The organism is Pseudomonas sp. BRG-100 (genome assembly GCF_000737955.1).
GTDB lineage: Bacteria > Pseudomonadota > Gammaproteobacteria > Pseudomonadales > Pseudomonadaceae > Aquipseudomonas > Aquipseudomonas synxantha_A.
In genome coordinates, this window is sequence record NZ_JPRX01000001.1 from 5,022,680 (window position 1) to 5,037,823 (window position 15,144).

The 15,144-nt window shown below is 59.4% G+C and carries 16 protein-coding genes; 7 read left to right on the forward strand and 9 right to left on the reverse strand.

The window, feature by feature from the left end:
* Positions 1-111 precede the first annotated feature (111 nt).
* Both JH25_RS05170 and JH25_RS05165 read left to right on the forward strand, forming a co-directional pair.
* A complete protein-coding gene (locus tag JH25_RS05170) occupies positions 112-726 on the forward strand; it encodes an RNA polymerase sigma factor (protein WP_005790248.1) in 615 nt (204 codons plus the stop codon).
* The gene (locus JH25_RS05165; RefSeq protein WP_032879977.1) at positions 720-953 is read left to right on the forward strand and encodes a zf-HC2 domain-containing protein; all 234 of its coding nucleotides are present in this window, start codon (positions 720-722) and stop codon (positions 951-953) included. The genes JH25_RS05170 and JH25_RS05165 overlap by 7 nt, the downstream gene beginning before the upstream one ends.
* A 40-nt stretch (positions 954-993) precedes the next feature.
* On the opposite strand, the gene JH25_RS05160 is transcribed toward JH25_RS05165, so the two are convergent.
* The gene (locus JH25_RS05160) at positions 994-2,316 is read right to left on the reverse strand and encodes a putative porin (RefSeq protein ID WP_005790244.1); all 1,323 of its coding nucleotides are present in this window, start codon (positions 2,314-2,316) and stop codon (positions 994-996) included.
* A gap of 284 nt (positions 2,317-2,600) precedes the next feature.
* Between JH25_RS05160 and JH25_RS05155 the strand changes: the two genes are divergently transcribed.
* On the forward strand, positions 2,601-3,734 hold the full coding sequence (locus JH25_RS05155) for a GNAT family N-acetyltransferase (protein WP_032879978.1): 1,134 nt from the start codon (positions 2,601-2,603) through the stop codon (positions 3,732-3,734).
* 118 nt (positions 3,735-3,852) lie between these two features.
* On the opposite strand, the gene aqpZ is transcribed toward JH25_RS05155, so the two are convergent.
* From aqpZ to JH25_RS05130, 5 genes are all read right to left on the reverse strand, one after another.
* Positions 3,853-4,554, reverse strand: coding sequence for an aquaporin Z (gene aqpZ / locus JH25_RS05150; RefSeq protein ID WP_032879979.1), 702 nt, complete (start codon positions 4,552-4,554; stop codon positions 3,853-3,855).
* A gap of 174 nt (positions 4,555-4,728) precedes the next feature.
* Positions 4,729-6,561, reverse strand: a complete 1,833-nt coding sequence (locus JH25_RS05145; protein ID WP_032879980.1) for an ABC transporter ATP-binding protein — start codon at positions 6,559-6,561, stop codon at positions 4,729-4,731.
* Between the two features lie 82 nt (positions 6,562-6,643).
* Complete coding sequence (locus JH25_RS05140) at positions 6,644-7,207, reverse strand: peptidylprolyl isomerase (RefSeq protein ID WP_032879982.1); 564 nt, start codon at positions 7,205-7,207, stop codon at positions 6,644-6,646.
* 3 nt (positions 7,208-7,210) lie between these two features.
* Positions 7,211-8,014 carry an alpha/beta fold hydrolase gene (locus tag JH25_RS05135; protein ID WP_032879983.1) on the reverse strand — a complete coding sequence of 268 codons (804 nt, stop codon included), beginning with the start codon at positions 8,012-8,014 and terminating at the stop codon, positions 7,211-7,213.
* A gap of 14 nt (positions 8,015-8,028) precedes the next feature.
* A complete protein-coding gene (locus tag JH25_RS05130) occupies positions 8,029-8,952 on the reverse strand; it encodes a LysR family transcriptional regulator (protein ID WP_005790234.1) in 924 nt (307 codons plus the stop codon).
* Positions 8,953-9,001: 49 nt separating this feature from the next.
* Between JH25_RS05130 and JH25_RS05125 the strand changes: the two genes are divergently transcribed.
* The 3 genes from JH25_RS05125 to JH25_RS05115 all read left to right on the forward strand — a co-directional run bounded on the left by JH25_RS05125 (position 9,002) and on the right by JH25_RS05115 (position 11,143).
* Entirely contained in the window at positions 9,002-9,316 is a 315-nt protein-coding gene (locus tag JH25_RS05125) for a hypothetical protein (protein ID WP_032879985.1), read from the forward strand.
* A 151-nt stretch (positions 9,317-9,467) separates the two neighbouring features.
* A complete protein-coding gene (locus JH25_RS05120; protein ID WP_032879986.1) occupies positions 9,468-10,067 on the forward strand; it encodes an FMN-dependent NADH-azoreductase in 600 nt (199 codons plus the stop codon).
* A gap of 203 nt (positions 10,068-10,270) precedes the next feature.
* Positions 10,271-11,143, forward strand: coding sequence for a carboxylate/amino acid/amine transporter (locus JH25_RS05115; RefSeq protein ID WP_005790229.1), 873 nt, complete (start codon positions 10,271-10,273; stop codon positions 11,141-11,143).
* Here the strand turns inward: JH25_RS05115 and JH25_RS05110 are convergent.
* Complete coding sequence (locus JH25_RS05110; protein ID WP_032879988.1) at positions 11,097-12,128, reverse strand: NADP-dependent oxidoreductase; 1,032 nt, start codon at positions 12,126-12,128, stop codon at positions 11,097-11,099. The two genes, JH25_RS05115 and JH25_RS05110, sit on opposite strands and share 47 nt — an antisense overlap.
* A gap of 63 nt (positions 12,129-12,191) precedes the next feature.
* A complete protein-coding gene (locus JH25_RS05105) occupies positions 12,192-12,980 on the reverse strand; it encodes an SDR family NAD(P)-dependent oxidoreductase (RefSeq protein ID WP_032879990.1) in 789 nt (262 codons plus the stop codon).
* A 127-nt stretch (positions 12,981-13,107) separates the two neighbouring features.
* Here JH25_RS05105 and JH25_RS05100 point away from each other — a divergent pair, with 127 nt between their 5' ends.
* Positions 13,108-13,674 carry a TetR/AcrR family transcriptional regulator gene (locus JH25_RS05100; protein ID WP_032879991.1) on the forward strand — a complete coding sequence of 189 codons (567 nt, stop codon included), beginning with the start codon at positions 13,108-13,110 and terminating at the stop codon, positions 13,672-13,674.
* Positions 13,675-13,690: 16 nt separating this feature from the next.
* Here the strand turns inward: JH25_RS05100 and JH25_RS05095 are convergent, their stop codons facing one another.
* Positions 13,691-14,983: a mechanosensitive ion channel family protein gene (locus tag JH25_RS05095; RefSeq protein ID WP_032879992.1), complete on the reverse strand. Its 1,293-nt coding sequence runs from the start codon at positions 14,981-14,983 to the stop codon at positions 13,691-13,693.
* Between the last annotated feature and the right edge of the window lie 161 nt (positions 14,984-15,144).

Genomic DNA, 15,144 nt, shown 5'->3' on the forward strand with positions numbered 1-15,144 from the left:
TGGCTTGCGTGCGATGGCATCACTGTGGTGTGACTGATACACCGAGGTGTCTGCATCGCAGGCAAGCCAGCTCCCACAGGACCGGGTGTGCACTTTTAAATAGAGGTTTGAATGGCAGCAGCGGACGACGCGCACCTGCTTGAACGCCTGCTCAAGGGTGAGCAGCGGGCCTACAAGGAATTGGTCACCACTTACCAGAGCGCAATGCGGGCGGTGGCCTACGCCATCGTCGGTCAGCGCCACGCCGACGAAATCGTGCAAGACGCCTGGGTTTCGGTCGTACGCAACCTGGCCAGATTCGAAGGGCGATCGAGCCTCAAGACATGGTTATTGACCATTACCGCCAACGCCGCCAAGGGACGTTACAAACAGAATCGTCGGGAAGTGCTGCTCGACGATTTGCCTTCGCCCCACGGCACCATTGGTGATGATCGCTTCAGCCCGGATGATGGCCATTGGGCTGTCGCCCCGTATGCCTGGCACCAGGACACCCCTGAAGCGCTGCTGACCGAAGATGAACTGCGCAAATGCCTGGAGCATACGATTCTGAGTTTGTCCGAACTGCAAAGCAGCGTGCTGGTGTTGCGTGAACGCCAGGGTCTGGAACTGGAGGAAATCTGTAATCTTCTGAGCCTTTCGCTCTCCAACGTTCGTGTGCTCCTGCATCGAGCACGGCTTAAAGTCTTTGCTACGGTGGAGCATTTTGAGGAGACGGGCGAATGTTGACCTGTAAAGAGCAAGTAGCGCGCTCCAGTGACTATCTGGATGGTCAATTGACCTTCCGTGAACGTCTAATGGTGCGTCATCACTTGATGTTCTGCCCGAACTGCCGACGGTTTATCCGGCAGATGCGCCTGTTGCAGGCGACGCTCAAGCGTATGCCGCAGGAGCCGGTGGACGGTGCTGATGCGCTGGCTGAACAGATGGCAGCCGAGCGCCGTAAGGATATGTAGGAGCGAGCTTGACACAGCAAGCTCGCTCCTACAGTAACGGTTAGAACTTGGCTTCAGCATCCAGCTGCAGGGTGTTGGTGTTGGCATCCCGCTGGGTACGGCTGGCGTAGTCCGCCTTGGTCAGGAAGTAGGTGGCGCCCAGGGCGAAGTTCTTGTCGATGTCGTAGCTGACCTTCATCTTGTGGCCGCGCGAACCGGTGGTACCGTTGGCGAAGTCCGAATCGGTGAACGCGCCTACGACGGCATTACGCTGAACATCGCGGTAGTTGTAGTCCAGGTTGAAACCGAACACCTTGGACTTGGCACCCAGCAACCACGCGGTGTCCTGGTCGGTCACGGCATCGTTGTTTTTCACGTATTGGCCGTAGAACGACAGTGGCACTGCCAGGCCGCCGATGTCTGCCTGGGCAAAACCTTCATACAGGCGGAACTCGTTGTTGGCCGAGTTGCCGTTGACCGCCAACGCGCAAGGCGTGGTGGTGGTTGTGCAGCGGCTGTCCTCGTCATTTTTGTAGGCGTAGACGCTGCCGCCCAGGGTCATTTTCAGGTTGTCGGTGACCGAGAAACGCGTACCCAACTGGCCGGACGTCAGGCGCAGGTCGTGGCGGAACTGCACGCCGTCGCCGTCGACGTTGTCCTTGAGGTTGTAGTTACCCAGGCTGCCGAACAGTTCGGCGCTGCTGCCCAGTGGGTATTTGTAGGTGACGGCCAGGCCTTCAGGGTTGATATCGCTATCCCAGATCACGTCGCCCATGTTTACCCAAGGCTGAAGCATCTTGCCGCCGATCACGTGCAGGTTCTTGATCTGGTCCGGGTGGTAGTCGATGTAACCGAGGTCCAGCCAGATCGATTTTTTATCGAAGTAGCCGTCCTGATCCTGGTTGGTAGAACGCGCATCGTCACCACCGCCGGTGGCGATACGGATACCGGTGTCCACCTGCGGGTTGATTTCGGTGTAGGCACCCAGGCGGGCGCGGATACGTTGACGGTCTTTGTCACGCCCACCGTTGTTGGGTTCGCCATCAATCTTGATGGTTTCCTGGCGGAAGCGTACATCACCCTTGAATTGAGTCTTGGCGGCCCAGGCCAGCTTTTGGTCGAAGCTGCTCAGCTCGTTGGTTTTTTTCGCAGTGGCTGCGATCTGCTCGTTGGTCTCTTGCTGAGCTTGGCGTGCGATCTGCTGTTCTTTCTGGTCCTTGGCCAGTTCCGCTTGCAGTTCTGTGTACTGCGACGCGGTGATCTGGCCGTTGGCCTTGAGCATGTCGAGCAATTTAGCGTCGACTGCAGCGCTGGCCGGTACGCTCAGGGCCAGCAACAGGCCGCCACACAGGAGCGCCGCAGTTTTAGTGGAAGCAAGACGCATATCAATCTCCGAAAGTGAGGAGGGATGGCAAACCATCCAGGACACAACCGACCCATGACGGACGGAAAAAATGTCGCCCGGTAGATCCGGACGCTCTAAAAACTGGCGTCAGTATCGCGGCCGTTTATGACGGAGTAGTGGCTAAGTGATTTCATGTAGATGACAGCTTGTAACGGGAAGGAACTAACGCTTGGGCGTTCTGTCGGCGCGTTTTGCAGATGTACGCCAGGCTGCGATAAGCGATACTGCCCAGGCTTTCATGCCGCGAAACAATGAGGATGTCGATGCCACTGCAACGCCTGGACAGCCTGTCCGCAATCGCTGCTCACACTTGGGATGCCCTGGTGCCGCAGGCCCAGCCTTTTGTGCGGCATGGGTTTTTGAGCGCGCTGGAAGACAGCGCCAGCCTGGGCCCGCAAACAGGCTGGCAGGCGGAACATCTGCTGCACTGGGAAGGCCCGCGTTTGGTGGCGGCATTACCCAGTTACCGCAAGTGGCACTCTTATGGCGAGTACGTGTTCGACCATGGCTGGGCCGAAGCCTGCGAGCGTGCCGGCATTGATTACTACCCGAAGCTGCTGACAGCCGTGCCGTTCAGTCCGGTCAGCGGGCCGCGTTTATTGGCCGCCAGTGCCGAAGACGGCTTTGAGTTGCTCAAAAGTTTGCCGGGTTACCTGGAAATCGAAGGGCTCTCCAGCGCCCATATCAATTTCACCGACGCTTTGGCCGACGACGCCTTGGCCCGGCAGCCCGACTGGATGCAACGCCTGGGCTGCCAGTTTCATTGGCAGAACCGTGGCTATCGCGACTTCCAGGACTTCCTTGATGCCTTGAGTTCACGCAAGCGCAAGCAAATGCGCAAAGAGCGTGAACAAGTGGCCGGGCAGGGCATCGAGTTCGAGTGGCTGCAAGGTCATCAATTGAGCGAGGCCCAATGGGATTTTGTTTATGCCTGCTATGCCAACACCTATGCGGTGCGCCGCCAAGCGCCCTATCTGACACGGGCGTTTTTCAGCCTGTTGGCCGAACGTATGCCCGAGGCGATCCGCGTGGTGCTGGCCAAGCAAGGCCCGCGTCCGGTGGCCATGGCGTTCAGCTTGATCGGTGGCGACAGCTTCTACGGCCGCTACTGGGGCTGCCTGGGGGAGTTCGACCGGCTGCATTTCGAAACCTGTTTCTACCAGGGCATGGACTACGCCATCGCCCACGGCCTGCAACGCTTCGATGCGGGGGCCCAGGGCGAGCACAAATTGATTCGCGGGTTTGAGCCGGTGATCACGCGGTCCTGGCACTACCTGCGCCATCCGGGGCTCAAGAGTGCCGTGCACGACTTTCTTGAACGTGAACGGGTGGGGATTCTGGCGTATGCCGAAGAGGCGAGGGCGGCTTTGCCTTATCGGCAACCTGACAGCAAGTGAAACACCTTGTAGGAGCGAGCTTGCTCGCGAAGAACGCTTAGGCGAAGCGGGCTGCATCTGGAAGCCTGCGTCATCGTTGACGTTTTTCGCGAGCAAGCTCGCTCCTAGAGGGGTTTGGTCAGGCAGGCTTTTCTGCGCCCAACCATCGGTACGTAATGCCACCGATCACCGCGCCCAGGATCGGCGCAAGCCAGAACAGCCACAACTGTTCAAGCGCCCAGCCGCCGACAATCAACGCGGGCCCCGTGCTGCGGGCCGGGTTGACCGAGGTGTTGGTGACCGGGATCGAGATCAGGTGGATCAGCGTCAGCCCCAGGCCAATGGCGATGGGGGCAAAGCCCGCGGGGGCACGGCGGTCGGTAGCGCCCAGGATGATCAGCACGAACATCGCCGTCATCACCAGTTCACAGACCAATCCTGCTGCCATCGAGTAACCACCGGGTGAGTGTTCTCCATAGCCGTTGGAGGCCAGACCACTCGCCAGTTCAAAGCCGGGTTTGCCGCTGGCAATAAAGTACAGCAGCACAGCGGCGATGGTGGCACCGATCACCTGAGACACGATGTAGGCTGGCAACTCTCTGGCCGGAAATCTTCCGCCCACTACCAGCCCCACCGAAACGGCCGGGTTGAGGTGACAGCCGCTGATGTGCCCGATGGCAAACGCCATGGTCAGCACTGTGAGCCCGAAGGCCAGGGCCACGCCGAGCAGGCCGATTCCGACATTGGGGAACGCTGCGGCCAGCACCGCACTCCCGCAACCGCCCAACACCAGCCAAAACGTACCCAGCCCTTCCGTTACGGAACGTTTGAACAGTGACATGAACACTTCCTTAGATTGCTCTATCTGATTAACGGTCTGTGAAGCTTCCCTGCCGCCTAAATCAGGGCCCTCCTGGGGCCTGATTGCAGTACAGCAGGATTGTGTCGCAAGACCAGTTCGATAGAGAAAACTGTCAGAATTGTTCGGAATTGCCCGGGCACCTATCCAATGAAATCAGTCTATTCCGACGAATCCACCGGTCTGGTGCTGCCATAACCGCGAATAAAGCCCGCCCTGCGCCAGCAACTCGGCATGGCTGCCGCTTTCGGCAATCTGGCCTTTCTCCAGCACTACCAAGCGGTCCATTCGTGCGATGGTCGACAACCGGTGGGCGATCGCAATCACGGTCTTGCCCTGCATCAGAGTTTCCAGGCTCTCCTGGATTGCCGCTTCCACTTCCGAGTCCAATGCCGAGGTGGCTTCGTCCATGATCAGGATCGGTGCGTCCTTGAGCAGCACGCGGGCGATGGCGATACGTTGACGTTGACCGCCAGAGAGTTTCACCCCGCGCTCACCGACATGGGCGTCCAGCCCGGTGCGGCCCTCGGAATCCGACAACAGCGGGATGAACTCATCGGCGCGAGCCTTGTGCACCGCAGCCCAGAGTTCTTCCTCAGTTGCGTCGGGCTTGCCATACAGCAGGTTGTCACGGATCGAACGGTGCAGAAGCGATGTGTCCTGGGTGATCATGCCGATCTGTGCACGCAGGCTTTCCTGGGCCACTTCGGCGATGTTCTGGCCGTCGATCAGGATGCGGCCGCCTTGCAGGTCGTAGAGGCGCAGCAGCAGGTTGACCAGGGTCGACTTGCCCGCGCCGGACGGGCCGATCAAACCGATCTTTTCCCCGGCCTTGATGTTGAGGTTGAGGCCGCCAATGATCCCGCTCTTCTTGCCGTAGTGGAAATCCACCTGCTCAAAGTGCACTTGGGCATTGGGGACTTTCAGGCGCGGGGCGTTTTCACGGTCGGTCACGGCCAGTGGCTGGGCGATGGTTTTCAGGCCGTCCTGCACGATGCCGATATTTTCGAAGATGCCATTGACCACCCACATGATCCAACCGGACATGTTGACGATGCGGATAACCAAGCCAGTGGCCAAGGCAATCGCACCGACGGAAATCAGCGACTGCGTCCACAACCACAGGGCCAGGCCGGTGGTGGTCACAATCAGCAGGCCGTTCAAGATACAGATCACGGTGTCCATGCTGGTGAGCACACGGGCGGCCAGTTGGGTTTTTTCGGTCTGCTCGATGATCGCTTGCTTGGCGTATTCCTGTTCATTCTGCGTATGGGCGAACAGTTTCAAGGTGGTGATATTGGTATAGCCGTCGACAATTCGGCCCATCAATTTGGAGCGCGCCTCCGAGGAAATCACCGAGCGCTCCTTCACGCGCGGTACGAAGTAACGCAGGGCCAGGCTGTAGCAGATGATCCAGGTGATCAGCGGGATCATCAGCCGCCAGTCGGCCTCGGCAAACAGCACCAGGGCACTGATGGCATAGATCGACACGTGCCAGATGGCTTCTGCCGTCGCCACTGCCGAATCACGCAAGGAGTTGCCGGTTTGCATGATCCGCTGGGCGATGCGCCCGGCGAAATCGTTCTGGAAAAAGTTCAGGCTCTGCTTGAGCACGTAGCTGTGGTTCTGCCAGCGAATCAGGCTGGTCATGCCGGGGTTGATGGTCTGGTGCACCAGCAAGTCATGCAGGCCGTTGAAGACCGGGCGCAGCAGCAGGGCGACCACGGCCATCCAGATCAGCTCGGCGCTGTGGATCTGGAAGAAATTCGCCGGTGGTGTGCCCTGGGCCAGGTCGATGATGCGGCTCAGATAGCTGAACAGCGCCACTTCGATAAGCGCACCGACCAGCCCCACCACCAACAGTGCGGCGAAGCAGGGCCAGACCTGGCGCAGGTAATAGAGATAGAAGGGCAGGACTTTTTCGGGAGGGGCCGCGCTGGGAGCGTCGCGGAAAATATCGATCAGTTGTTCAAAGCGACGATAGAGCATTGGGTTTGACGCCCGCCGGGCGGGCTCTCCTTTCAAATGCGCGCGGTGCCGTGTGGGCACCACGCGAAGCTACCTGCAGACCTCAGTCGATGCGCTTGGCCGACTTGATCAACACAGGATCGATTGGCACGTTCTGCATGCCTTGTTTGGTGGTGGTCTGGGAGTTGACGATGATGTCGACCACATCCATGCCCTTGACCACTTTGGCGAACACGGCGTAACCGGCATCGCGGCCCGGGTCGAGGAAGGCATTGTCGGCTACGTTGATGAAGAACTGGCTGGTGGCCGAGTTCGGGTCATTGGTGCGGGCCATGGACAGCGTGCCGCGCACGTTATGCAGGCCATTGCTGGCTTCGTTCTTGATCGGTGCTTCAGTCGGTTTTTGCGACATCTGCTGGGTGAACCCGCCGCCCTGGACCATGAAGCCCGGGATCACGCGGTGGAAAATCGTGTTGGTGTAGAAACCCTTGTCGACATAGGCGAGGAAGTTCTTGGTGCTGATCGGCGCCTTGACCGGGTCCAGTTCGATTTCAATGTCGCCATTGGTGGTGGAGATCAATACGTGGGGCGCCTTGGCCGGTTCGGCCGCCATCAGGTTGGCAGCGAACAGAACAGAACCGGCAAAGAAGGCGATTTTTTTCAGCATGGGTCAGTGATCCTGGGTAGTGGTTTCGACTGTCTTTAGAAAATCGAGCAAGGTTGCGTTAAAGACTTCGGGTTGATCCAAGGGCGTGGCATGGCGGGAATCTTCGATCACCACCAGTCGCGCATCGGGCAGCAGTTTTACATAGATTTCTTTCTGCGCCACGGGGGTGTAGTCGTGGTCGGCGCTGATGACCAGGGTTGGACAGGTAATTCGCGAAAGTTGTTCCTGCACGCCCCAGCCCACAATCGCGTCGAAGCTGGCGAGATAAGCACGTTTGTCGTTGCTTGCCCAGCGTTCGGCCATCTTGCGGCGCAGGTCTGCCTGGGCAGGTTTGGGAAACAGTCGTTCGCCCAGGGCGTTGCCGATGGTGCGCAGGCTGAGTACGCGGGCCAGGGTCCAGCGTTTGGCCCACTGCCAATAGTCACCTGCGCTGCGCACCTTGACTTCGGGCGCGCTGTTGACGATGCACAGGCTTCTGACTCGCGCGGGGTCGTCCACCGCCAGTTGGAAGGCGATCATGCCGCCCATGGATAAACCCACAACGTGGGCTGGCGGCAGGTCCAGGTGCTCGATCAGGGCGAGCAGGTCGAACGTGAAGCCCTGGATGCTGTAGCGCTCGCGGGGCTTATCGGAGCGGCCATGCCCACGCACGTCGACCACGATCAGGCGATAGTGCCGAGCCAGTACCGGCACTTGCAGCTCCCAATCCTGGCTACTGGAGCCCAGGCCGTGGATCAGGATCAGCGGCGTGCCGTGGCCGTATTCCTCGTAGTGCAGGCTGCAGCCTTCGTGGTCGAACCAGGCCATGGATGAACTCCGTTTCAGGCTTGTCGGGGAGCGGCGAAAGGCGCGTCCAGGGGAGCGGTGTCAAACGTGCGCAGCAGCTCCACGAGAATCTGCGTCGCCGGCCCCAGGGGTTTGTCTTTGTTGGAGTAGAGATAGAACGTCGGGTGACGGCTGCCGCCTTGTTCCAGGGGCAGTTGCTTGAGTACGCCTTCGGCCAGTTCGCGCTCGATCATGTGCCGTGGCAGCCAGGCAAAGCCCAGGCCGCTGCCCACGAAGGCGGCGGCGGTAGCCAGGCTGCCGACGGTCCAGCGCTGTTCGGCGCCCAGCCAACCCACGTCGCGCGGTTGCTGGCGGCCGGAGTCGCGGATGACCACCTGCATCTGGCTTTCCAGGTCCTGGAAACTCAGCTCGCGATTCATGCGGTGCAACGCATGTTCGGGGTGGGCCACGGCGATAAATTCCACATCGCTCATTTCGGTGCCCAGGTAACCGGGGATACTGAAACCGCAAATTGCCAGGTCGGCTACGCCTTCGATCAGCAGTTCTTCGACGCCGGACAACACCTCTTCACGCAAGCGCACGCGGCAGCCGCGACTTTGCGGCATAAACGCAGTCAGGGCGCGCACCAGGCGCGCATTGGGATAGGCCGCATCCACTACCAGGCGCACTTCGGCCTCCCATCCCTGTTCCATATGATGGGCAAGGTCCTCAAGTTGACTGGCGTTCTTCACCAACTGCCGGGAGCGACGCAGCAGCACTTCACCGGCCTCGGTCAGCACCGCCTTGCGCCCGTCGATGCGCAGCAGCGGCACGCCGAGTTGATCCTGCATACGAGCCACGGTGTAGCTCACCGAGGATTGCGAACGGTGCAGCGCTTCAGCCGCCTGGGCGAAGCCGCCATGGTCAACCACGGCCTGCAACGTGCGCCATTGATCGAGGGTAACGCGGGGCGCTTTCAACATGAGCTCCTCTTGTCCTAAGCTGGCAGTCCTTATTGGAGACTGCCGAATGAGAAAATTGTGTTGTGTGTTGCTGGCGCTGCTGCCGATGAGCGTATTTGCCTACCCTATCGACGTGACGAAAAAGATCGATGGCGTCAGCATTGATTACACCGCCTCCGACGTGGACGCAGACATCAGCTCGATTCAGCTGAACAACTACGGCACCCAGGATGCTGTGTGTTCGGTAATCTTCACCAACGGCCCGGAATCGCCGCGCCGTCGCACCGTGAGCGTGCCAGCAGGCAAAAGCACCAACACCACGGTCAAGTTCAACCGCTCCATCATCAAGATGCGCATTGCCTTGGACTGCAGCCCCAAATAAAGCGATAGCGGAGCCTTTCTACAGGAGTACTCCGCTTATAAACAAATTTATAGATGGGTTATAGCAGTTTTTTGCGCTTTTTTATCGAATGAGCCCTGGTTAATCTTTTCTCCATCGACTTACAACATTCACCGATGGAGCCTACATAGCCATGTCCAACGTTCTGATCATCGAAAGCAGTGCGCGCCAGCAGGATTCTATCTCTCGCCAGCTCACGCAACAGTTCATCAGCCAATGGCGGGCTGCCCACCCAGCCGATCAGATCACCGTGCGCGACGTGGCACTCAACCCGGTTCCACACCTGGACGCCAACCTCCTTGGCGGCTGGATGAAACCTGAAGATCAGCGTAACGACAGCGAGCAGGTATCCCTGGAGCGTTCCAACGCATTGACCGACGAATTGCTCGCCGCCGATGTGTTGGTAATGGCTGCACCGATGTACAACTTCGCCATCCCCAGCACCCTCAAAGCCTGGCTGGATCACGTCCTGCGCGCCGGCGTAACGTTCAAGTACACCGCCACCGGGCCGCAGGGCTTGCTGACCGGCAAACGTGCCATTGTGCTTACCGCCCGTGGCGGCATTCACACCGGGGCCACCTCGGACCACCAGGAACCCTACCTGCGCCAGGTGATGGCCTTTATCGGCATTCACGACGTGATCTTCATTCACGCCGAAGGGGTGAACCTGAGCAGCGACTTTCAGGAAAAAGGCATCAACCATGCCAAAGCCCTTCTCGCACAGGTGGCGTGATCCGTTAATCGCCAGATAATCGCGGGCTGTTTATATAACGCCACGCCAACCCTTCAAGTACGCGTATCGAACCTCCCTTTGCACTTGTTGCTCCTGAGTGCTCCTGCCCGACTGCCGCTTTAGCGAGGTCGGGTTTTTTTTGCCTTGAGTTTCTTCAAGGCTGGAAAAGCTTTAATGTCGCGCCCATTCGAAACGAGGCGCGCATGGGCTATTTACTGGTTGTCACCCTGATTCAGGCATTTTCCTTCAGCTTGATCGGCGAATACCTCGCCGGTCACGTCGACAGCTACTTCGCAGTGCTGGTGCGCGTGGTGCTGGCCGGGCTGATCTTTATCCCGCTGACGCGCTGGCGCTCGGTGGAGCCTGCGTTCATGCGCGGCATGTTGGTGATCGGTGCATTGCAGTTCGGCGTGACCTACGTATGCCTGTACTTGAGCTTTCGCGTGCTGACGGTGCCGGAAGTGCTGCTGTTCACCATCCTCACACCGCTGCATGTGACCCTGATCGAGGACGCGCTTAATCGGCGCTTCAATCCTTGGGCACTGGTCGCGGCCCTGGTGGCGGTGGGCGGTGCGGCGGTGATTCGTTTCGATCAGATCACCCCGCACTTCCTGATGGGATTCTTGCTGCTGCAATTGGCCAACTTCACCTACGCCGCCGGGCAAGTCATGTACAAGCATCTGGTGGCGCGTTATCCCAGTGACCAACCGCACTTCCGGCGTTTCGGTTATTTCTACCTGGGCGCCTTGCTGGTGGTGTTGCCGGCGTTCCTGCTGTTCGGCAAGGCTGACTTCTTACCGCAAGCGCCGCTGCAATGGGGCGTGCTGGTGTTCCTTGGTTTGGTCAGCACCGCGCTGGGCATGTACTGGTGGAACAAGGGCGCCTGTCTGGTCAATGGCGGTACCCTGGCGGTGATGAACAACCTGCATGTACCGGTGGGGCTGCTGTTGAACTTGCTGATCTGGAATCAGCATGAGCCGCTGGGCCGACTGGCCCTGGGCGGCCTGGTGATTCTGGGCGCGGTGTGGATCAGTCGGCTCGGCGCACGCCAGGCGCGGGCGGCGCTGTCATCGTGATCACCACTTTGCCTTTGGCGCGGCCTTGTTCGACATAGCTCAGGGCTTGGGCTGTGGACTCGAAAGGGAAGGTGCGGTCGATCACCGGCTTGATAATGCCGGCTTCCACCAGCGCGGTCAGTTCATCCAATTGGGCGCCGTTGGCGCGCATGAAGAGGAAGTCATAACGCACGCCTTGTTTGCGCGCTTTGCGGCGTATACCGCTGCTCAACACACCCATGACCAGGCCCAATAGCCACGACAGCTGCTGCTCTCGAGCAAACGCCTGCGTCGGTGGCCCGGAGATGGAGATGAGTTGACCGCCCGGTTTGAGAATGTCGAGTGACTTTGCCAGTGCGTCCGGACCGAGACTGTTCAAGACGACGTCATAATCATTGAGCAGGGTTTCGAAGTTTTGCTGCTTGTAGTCGATCACTAGATCGGCACCCAGTGCCTTGACCCACTCGACATTGGCGGTGCTGGTCGTCGTTGCGACAAATGCGCCCAAATGCTTGGCAAGCTGGATGGCGATACTGCCGACTCCGCCGGAACCGGCATGAATGAAGACCTTCTGGCCTTTTTTCAGCCTCGCTGTTTCAACCAGTACTTGCCATGCCGTCAATGCGACCAGAGGCAGGGAGGCGGCCTGCTCCATCGTGATGTTTGCAGGTTTGCGTGCCAGTGCGTCCTCGCGTACTGCAATCAGCTCGGCGAACGTGCCGATACGCTGCTGTGGAGGGCGGCCATACACTTCGTCACCCGGCTTGAAGCGTCGCACCGCGGCCCCGACGCTGAGTACCACGCCAGCCAGGTCATTGCCCAGTATCAACGGCAATGCATACGGCAGAATCAGTTTGAATTCGCCCTTGGCGATTTTTGCATCCAGAACGTTGACGCTGCTGGCATGTACTTGAACCAGCACGTCATGCTCACCCACCACTGGTGTTGGCGCTTCGGTGATGCGACCGGTCTGTTTGCCGTAACGTTCGATGGAAAATGCCTTCATGGTTCAACGCTCATCGCTTCGAGAGGAAGGGCAGGCGCATAGAGCGCGCCTGCAACCGGTTGATCAGGCTTGGGTCAGGTACCGCTCGGCAACGTCGGACTGCTTGATCTGCGACAGCAAGCCTTGTCGGGCTGCCTGCAAGGCATCCCAGCGTGCGCCGTCCTGCAAGGGCGGGATGGTCACGGGCTCACGACGGTCGAAACCGACCAGCGCCGCATCGACCAGGTCACCTACCTCCATCACATCTGTGAGAGTGTTGATGTCAATGCCCGCCCGGTCCCAGATCTCGGTACGCGTAGCGGCCGGTAGCACGGCTTGCACATAGACACCTTTGGCGCCCAACTCCAGGCTCATGCCCTGGGACAGGAACAGTACGAATGCCTTGGTCGCGCCATATACGGTCATGCCGAACTCCGGCGCCAGGCCCACCACCGAGCCAATGTTGATGATAGCGCCGTTGCCGGCTGCCGCCAGGCGTGGGGCAATGGCGCTGGCAAGCCGTACCAGCGCGGTGGTGTTGAGCGCGACCAACTGAGCGACACTGTCGGTGGACTGTTCGATGAAGCTGCCGGACTGTGCGGCGCCGGCGTTGTTGACCAGCGTGCCGATGCTGGAATCTTCGCGCAGACGTGCTTCGACCGCTGCCAGGTCAGCGATCTGGGTCAGGTCAGCGGGGAGGATATCAACCGTGATGGCGTGCTCTTCACGCAGACGTGCAGGGAGCGCTTCCAGGCGCTTGGTATCGCGGGCGACCAGAACCAGGTCGTGACCACGCTGGGCAAAACGTTCGGCGTAGGCGGCACCAATGCCGGTCGAGGCGCCAGTGATGAGAACGGTCTTGGAAGTGCTCATGGTGTGATGCTCAGTGAGTGCAGGGAGGTTTTATGATGTCGATCATAATCAAAGCTGTCAACGGTTTTGATTATGATCGACATCATAGTAAGATCCCTCTATCGCAGGGCAGCAGGAGCGCATAGAAATGAAGATCACCAAGACGCAATCACAGAACAATCGAGCGCATATCGTCGCGACGGCTTCCGCGCTGTTTCGTGAACGTGGTTTCGATGGGGTGGGTGTGGCCGAATTGATGGCTGCCGCTGGTTTTACCCAGGGCGGCTTCTACAAGCACTTCGGCTCCAAGGCGGATTTGATGGCAGAAGCGGCCGCCAATGGCCTGGCGCAGTCGCTCGCCAGCAGCGTGGAGATGGAGGCGGGGGAGTTTTTCGAGGTTTACCTGTCCAGGCAGCACCGCGATCATCGCGGCGGCGGGTGCACGTTGGCGGCGTTGTGTGCAGACGCTGCGCGTCAATCGGACACGCTTAAGGAGACTTTCGCCAACGGGCTGGAAAACACGCTGCAAGCCCTGGAGGCAAAGTACAACACGACGCAGGACGAGCCACAGCAAGACGTGCGCGCGAAAATGCTCAACAGGATGGCCCATGCCATTGGCGCAATCTTGTTATCGCGGGCGTGCCCGGATGATTCCGCTTTGGCTGATGAAGTGCTTGAGGTTTGCCGCCGGGAGATTACGGCATCACTGCCGTAATCCCGTTCGGATCACTTCACGCCGTTTCGATGGCGGGTAGTTGCGCGGCCCCGGCCAACGCCGGCAGTACGCCGGCGCGCAGGTCATTACCGCTTGGCTGCTGATACAGGCTCAGCCCGAACTCCGGCAACACTGCCAGTAGATAATCGAAAATATCCCCCTGGATCCGCTCGTAATCCGCCCACGCGGTGGTGCGGGTAAAGCAGTAGATCTCCAGCGGCACGCCTTGGGCGGTGGTTTGCATCTGGCGCACCATGCAGGTCATGTTCGGCTGGATGTCCGGGTGGCTTTGCAGATACGCCAGGGCATAGGCGCGGAACGTGCCGAGGTTGGTCATGCGCCGGCGGTTGGCCGACAGTTGCGCGCTGTGGCCCTGGGCCTCGTTCCAGGCCTTGAGTTCGGCCTGTTTGCGACCGATGTAGCCGGTGAGCAGGTGCACCTGGGTCATGCGCACTTCTTCGTCATCGCGCAAAAAGCGCACGCCGCTGGCATCGATATACAGGCTGCGCTTGATGCGCCGCCCGCCGGAGGCCTGCATACCGCGCCAGTTCTTGAACGACTCGGACATCAGGCGCCAGGTCGGGATGGAAACGATGGTTTTGTCGAAATTCTGCACCTTGACCGTATGCAGGGTGATGTCCACCACATCGCCGTCGGCGCCGACCTGGGGCATTTCGATCCAGTCGCCGACCCGCAGCATGTCGTTGCTGGTCAATTGCACGCTGGCGACGAACGACAGCAGCGTGTCCTTGTACACCAACAGAATCACCGCCGACATCGCACCCAGGCCCGACAGCAGCAGTAGCGGCGAACGGTCGATCAGGGTGGCGACGATGATGATTGCGCCAAACACGAACAACACCATTTTTGCCAACTGCACATAACCCTTGATCGAGCGGGTGCGTGCGTGTTCGGTGCGTGCGTAGATATCCAGCAGCGCATTGAGCAGGGCACTCATGGCCAGCACCATAAACAGAATGGTGATCGCCAGGGCCACATTGCCGATAAACAGAATGGCGGTCTTGCTCAGGTCAGGTACCAGGTACAGGCCGAACTGGATCACCAGGGACGGCGTCATTTGCGCCAGCCGATGGAAGACTTTTTTATGTCGCAGATCGTTCAGCCAGTGCAGGGCCGGTTGCCGGCCAAGCAATTTGACCGCGTGCAGGATGAGGTAACGCGCTACCCGTCCAACCAGCAATGCCACCACCAGCAGCACCAGCAAGCCGAGGCTGGAATGCAGGACCGGGTGTTCATCGAGGGCGCCCCAAAGGTCTTGGACGTTGAGCCAGAGCTGTTTGATATCCATGAGTGAACCGATTCTTCTGTAAGACAACACGGGGCGATTAGAGCATTTAAGTGCAACAAAGTTGACGCTCTGGACAAAATCGCTCACAAAAAAGCAGCTGATTAGCCCTGTTCGCGTAAAGAAACTCGGTTTGGCCGCCCGAAACCGGTAACCTATGGCGC

Excerpts from the sequence above, each read along its gene's own strand:
- JH25_RS05170 (WP_005790248.1), top strand. The coding sequence starts at position 112 with ATGGCAGCAGCGGACGACGCGCACCTGCTTGAACGCCTGCTCAAGGGT.
- JH25_RS05165 (WP_032879977.1), top strand. The coding sequence starts at position 720 with ATGTTGACCTGTAAAGAGCAAGTAGCGCGCTCCAGTGACTATCTGGAT.
- JH25_RS05160 (WP_005790244.1), bottom strand. The coding sequence starts at position 2,316 with ATGCGTCTTGCTTCCACTAAAACTGCGGCGCTCCTGTGTGGCGGCCTG.
- JH25_RS05155 (WP_032879978.1), top strand. The coding sequence starts at position 2,601 with ATGCCACTGCAACGCCTGGACAGCCTGTCCGCAATCGCTGCTCACACT.
- aqpZ (WP_032879979.1), bottom strand. The coding sequence starts at position 4,554 with ATGTCACTGTTCAAACGTTCCGTAACGGAAGGGCTGGGTACGTTTTGG.
- JH25_RS05145 (WP_032879980.1), bottom strand. The coding sequence starts at position 6,561 with ATGCTCTATCGTCGCTTTGAACAACTGATCGATATTTTCCGCGACGCT.
- JH25_RS05140 (WP_032879982.1), bottom strand. The coding sequence starts at position 7,207 with ATGCTGAAAAAAATCGCCTTCTTTGCCGGTTCTGTTCTGTTCGCTGCC.
- JH25_RS05135 (WP_032879983.1), bottom strand. The coding sequence starts at position 8,014 with ATGGCCTGGTTCGACCACGAAGGCTGCAGCCTGCACTACGAGGAATAC.
- JH25_RS05125 (WP_032879985.1), top strand. The coding sequence starts at position 9,002 with ATGAGAAAATTGTGTTGTGTGTTGCTGGCGCTGCTGCCGATGAGCGTA.
- JH25_RS05120 (WP_032879986.1), top strand. The coding sequence starts at position 9,468 with ATGTCCAACGTTCTGATCATCGAAAGCAGTGCGCGCCAGCAGGATTCT.
- JH25_RS05115 (WP_005790229.1), top strand. The coding sequence starts at position 10,271 with ATGGGCTATTTACTGGTTGTCACCCTGATTCAGGCATTTTCCTTCAGC.
- JH25_RS05110 (WP_032879988.1), bottom strand. The coding sequence starts at position 12,128 with ATGAAGGCATTTTCCATCGAACGTTACGGCAAACAGACCGGTCGCATC.
- JH25_RS05105 (WP_032879990.1), bottom strand. The coding sequence starts at position 12,980 with ATGAGCACTTCCAAGACCGTTCTCATCACTGGCGCCTCGACCGGCATT.
- JH25_RS05100 (WP_032879991.1), top strand. The coding sequence starts at position 13,108 with ATGAAGATCACCAAGACGCAATCACAGAACAATCGAGCGCATATCGTC.
- JH25_RS05095 (WP_032879992.1), bottom strand. The coding sequence starts at position 14,983 with ATGGATATCAAACAGCTCTGGCTCAACGTCCAAGACCTTTGGGGCGCC.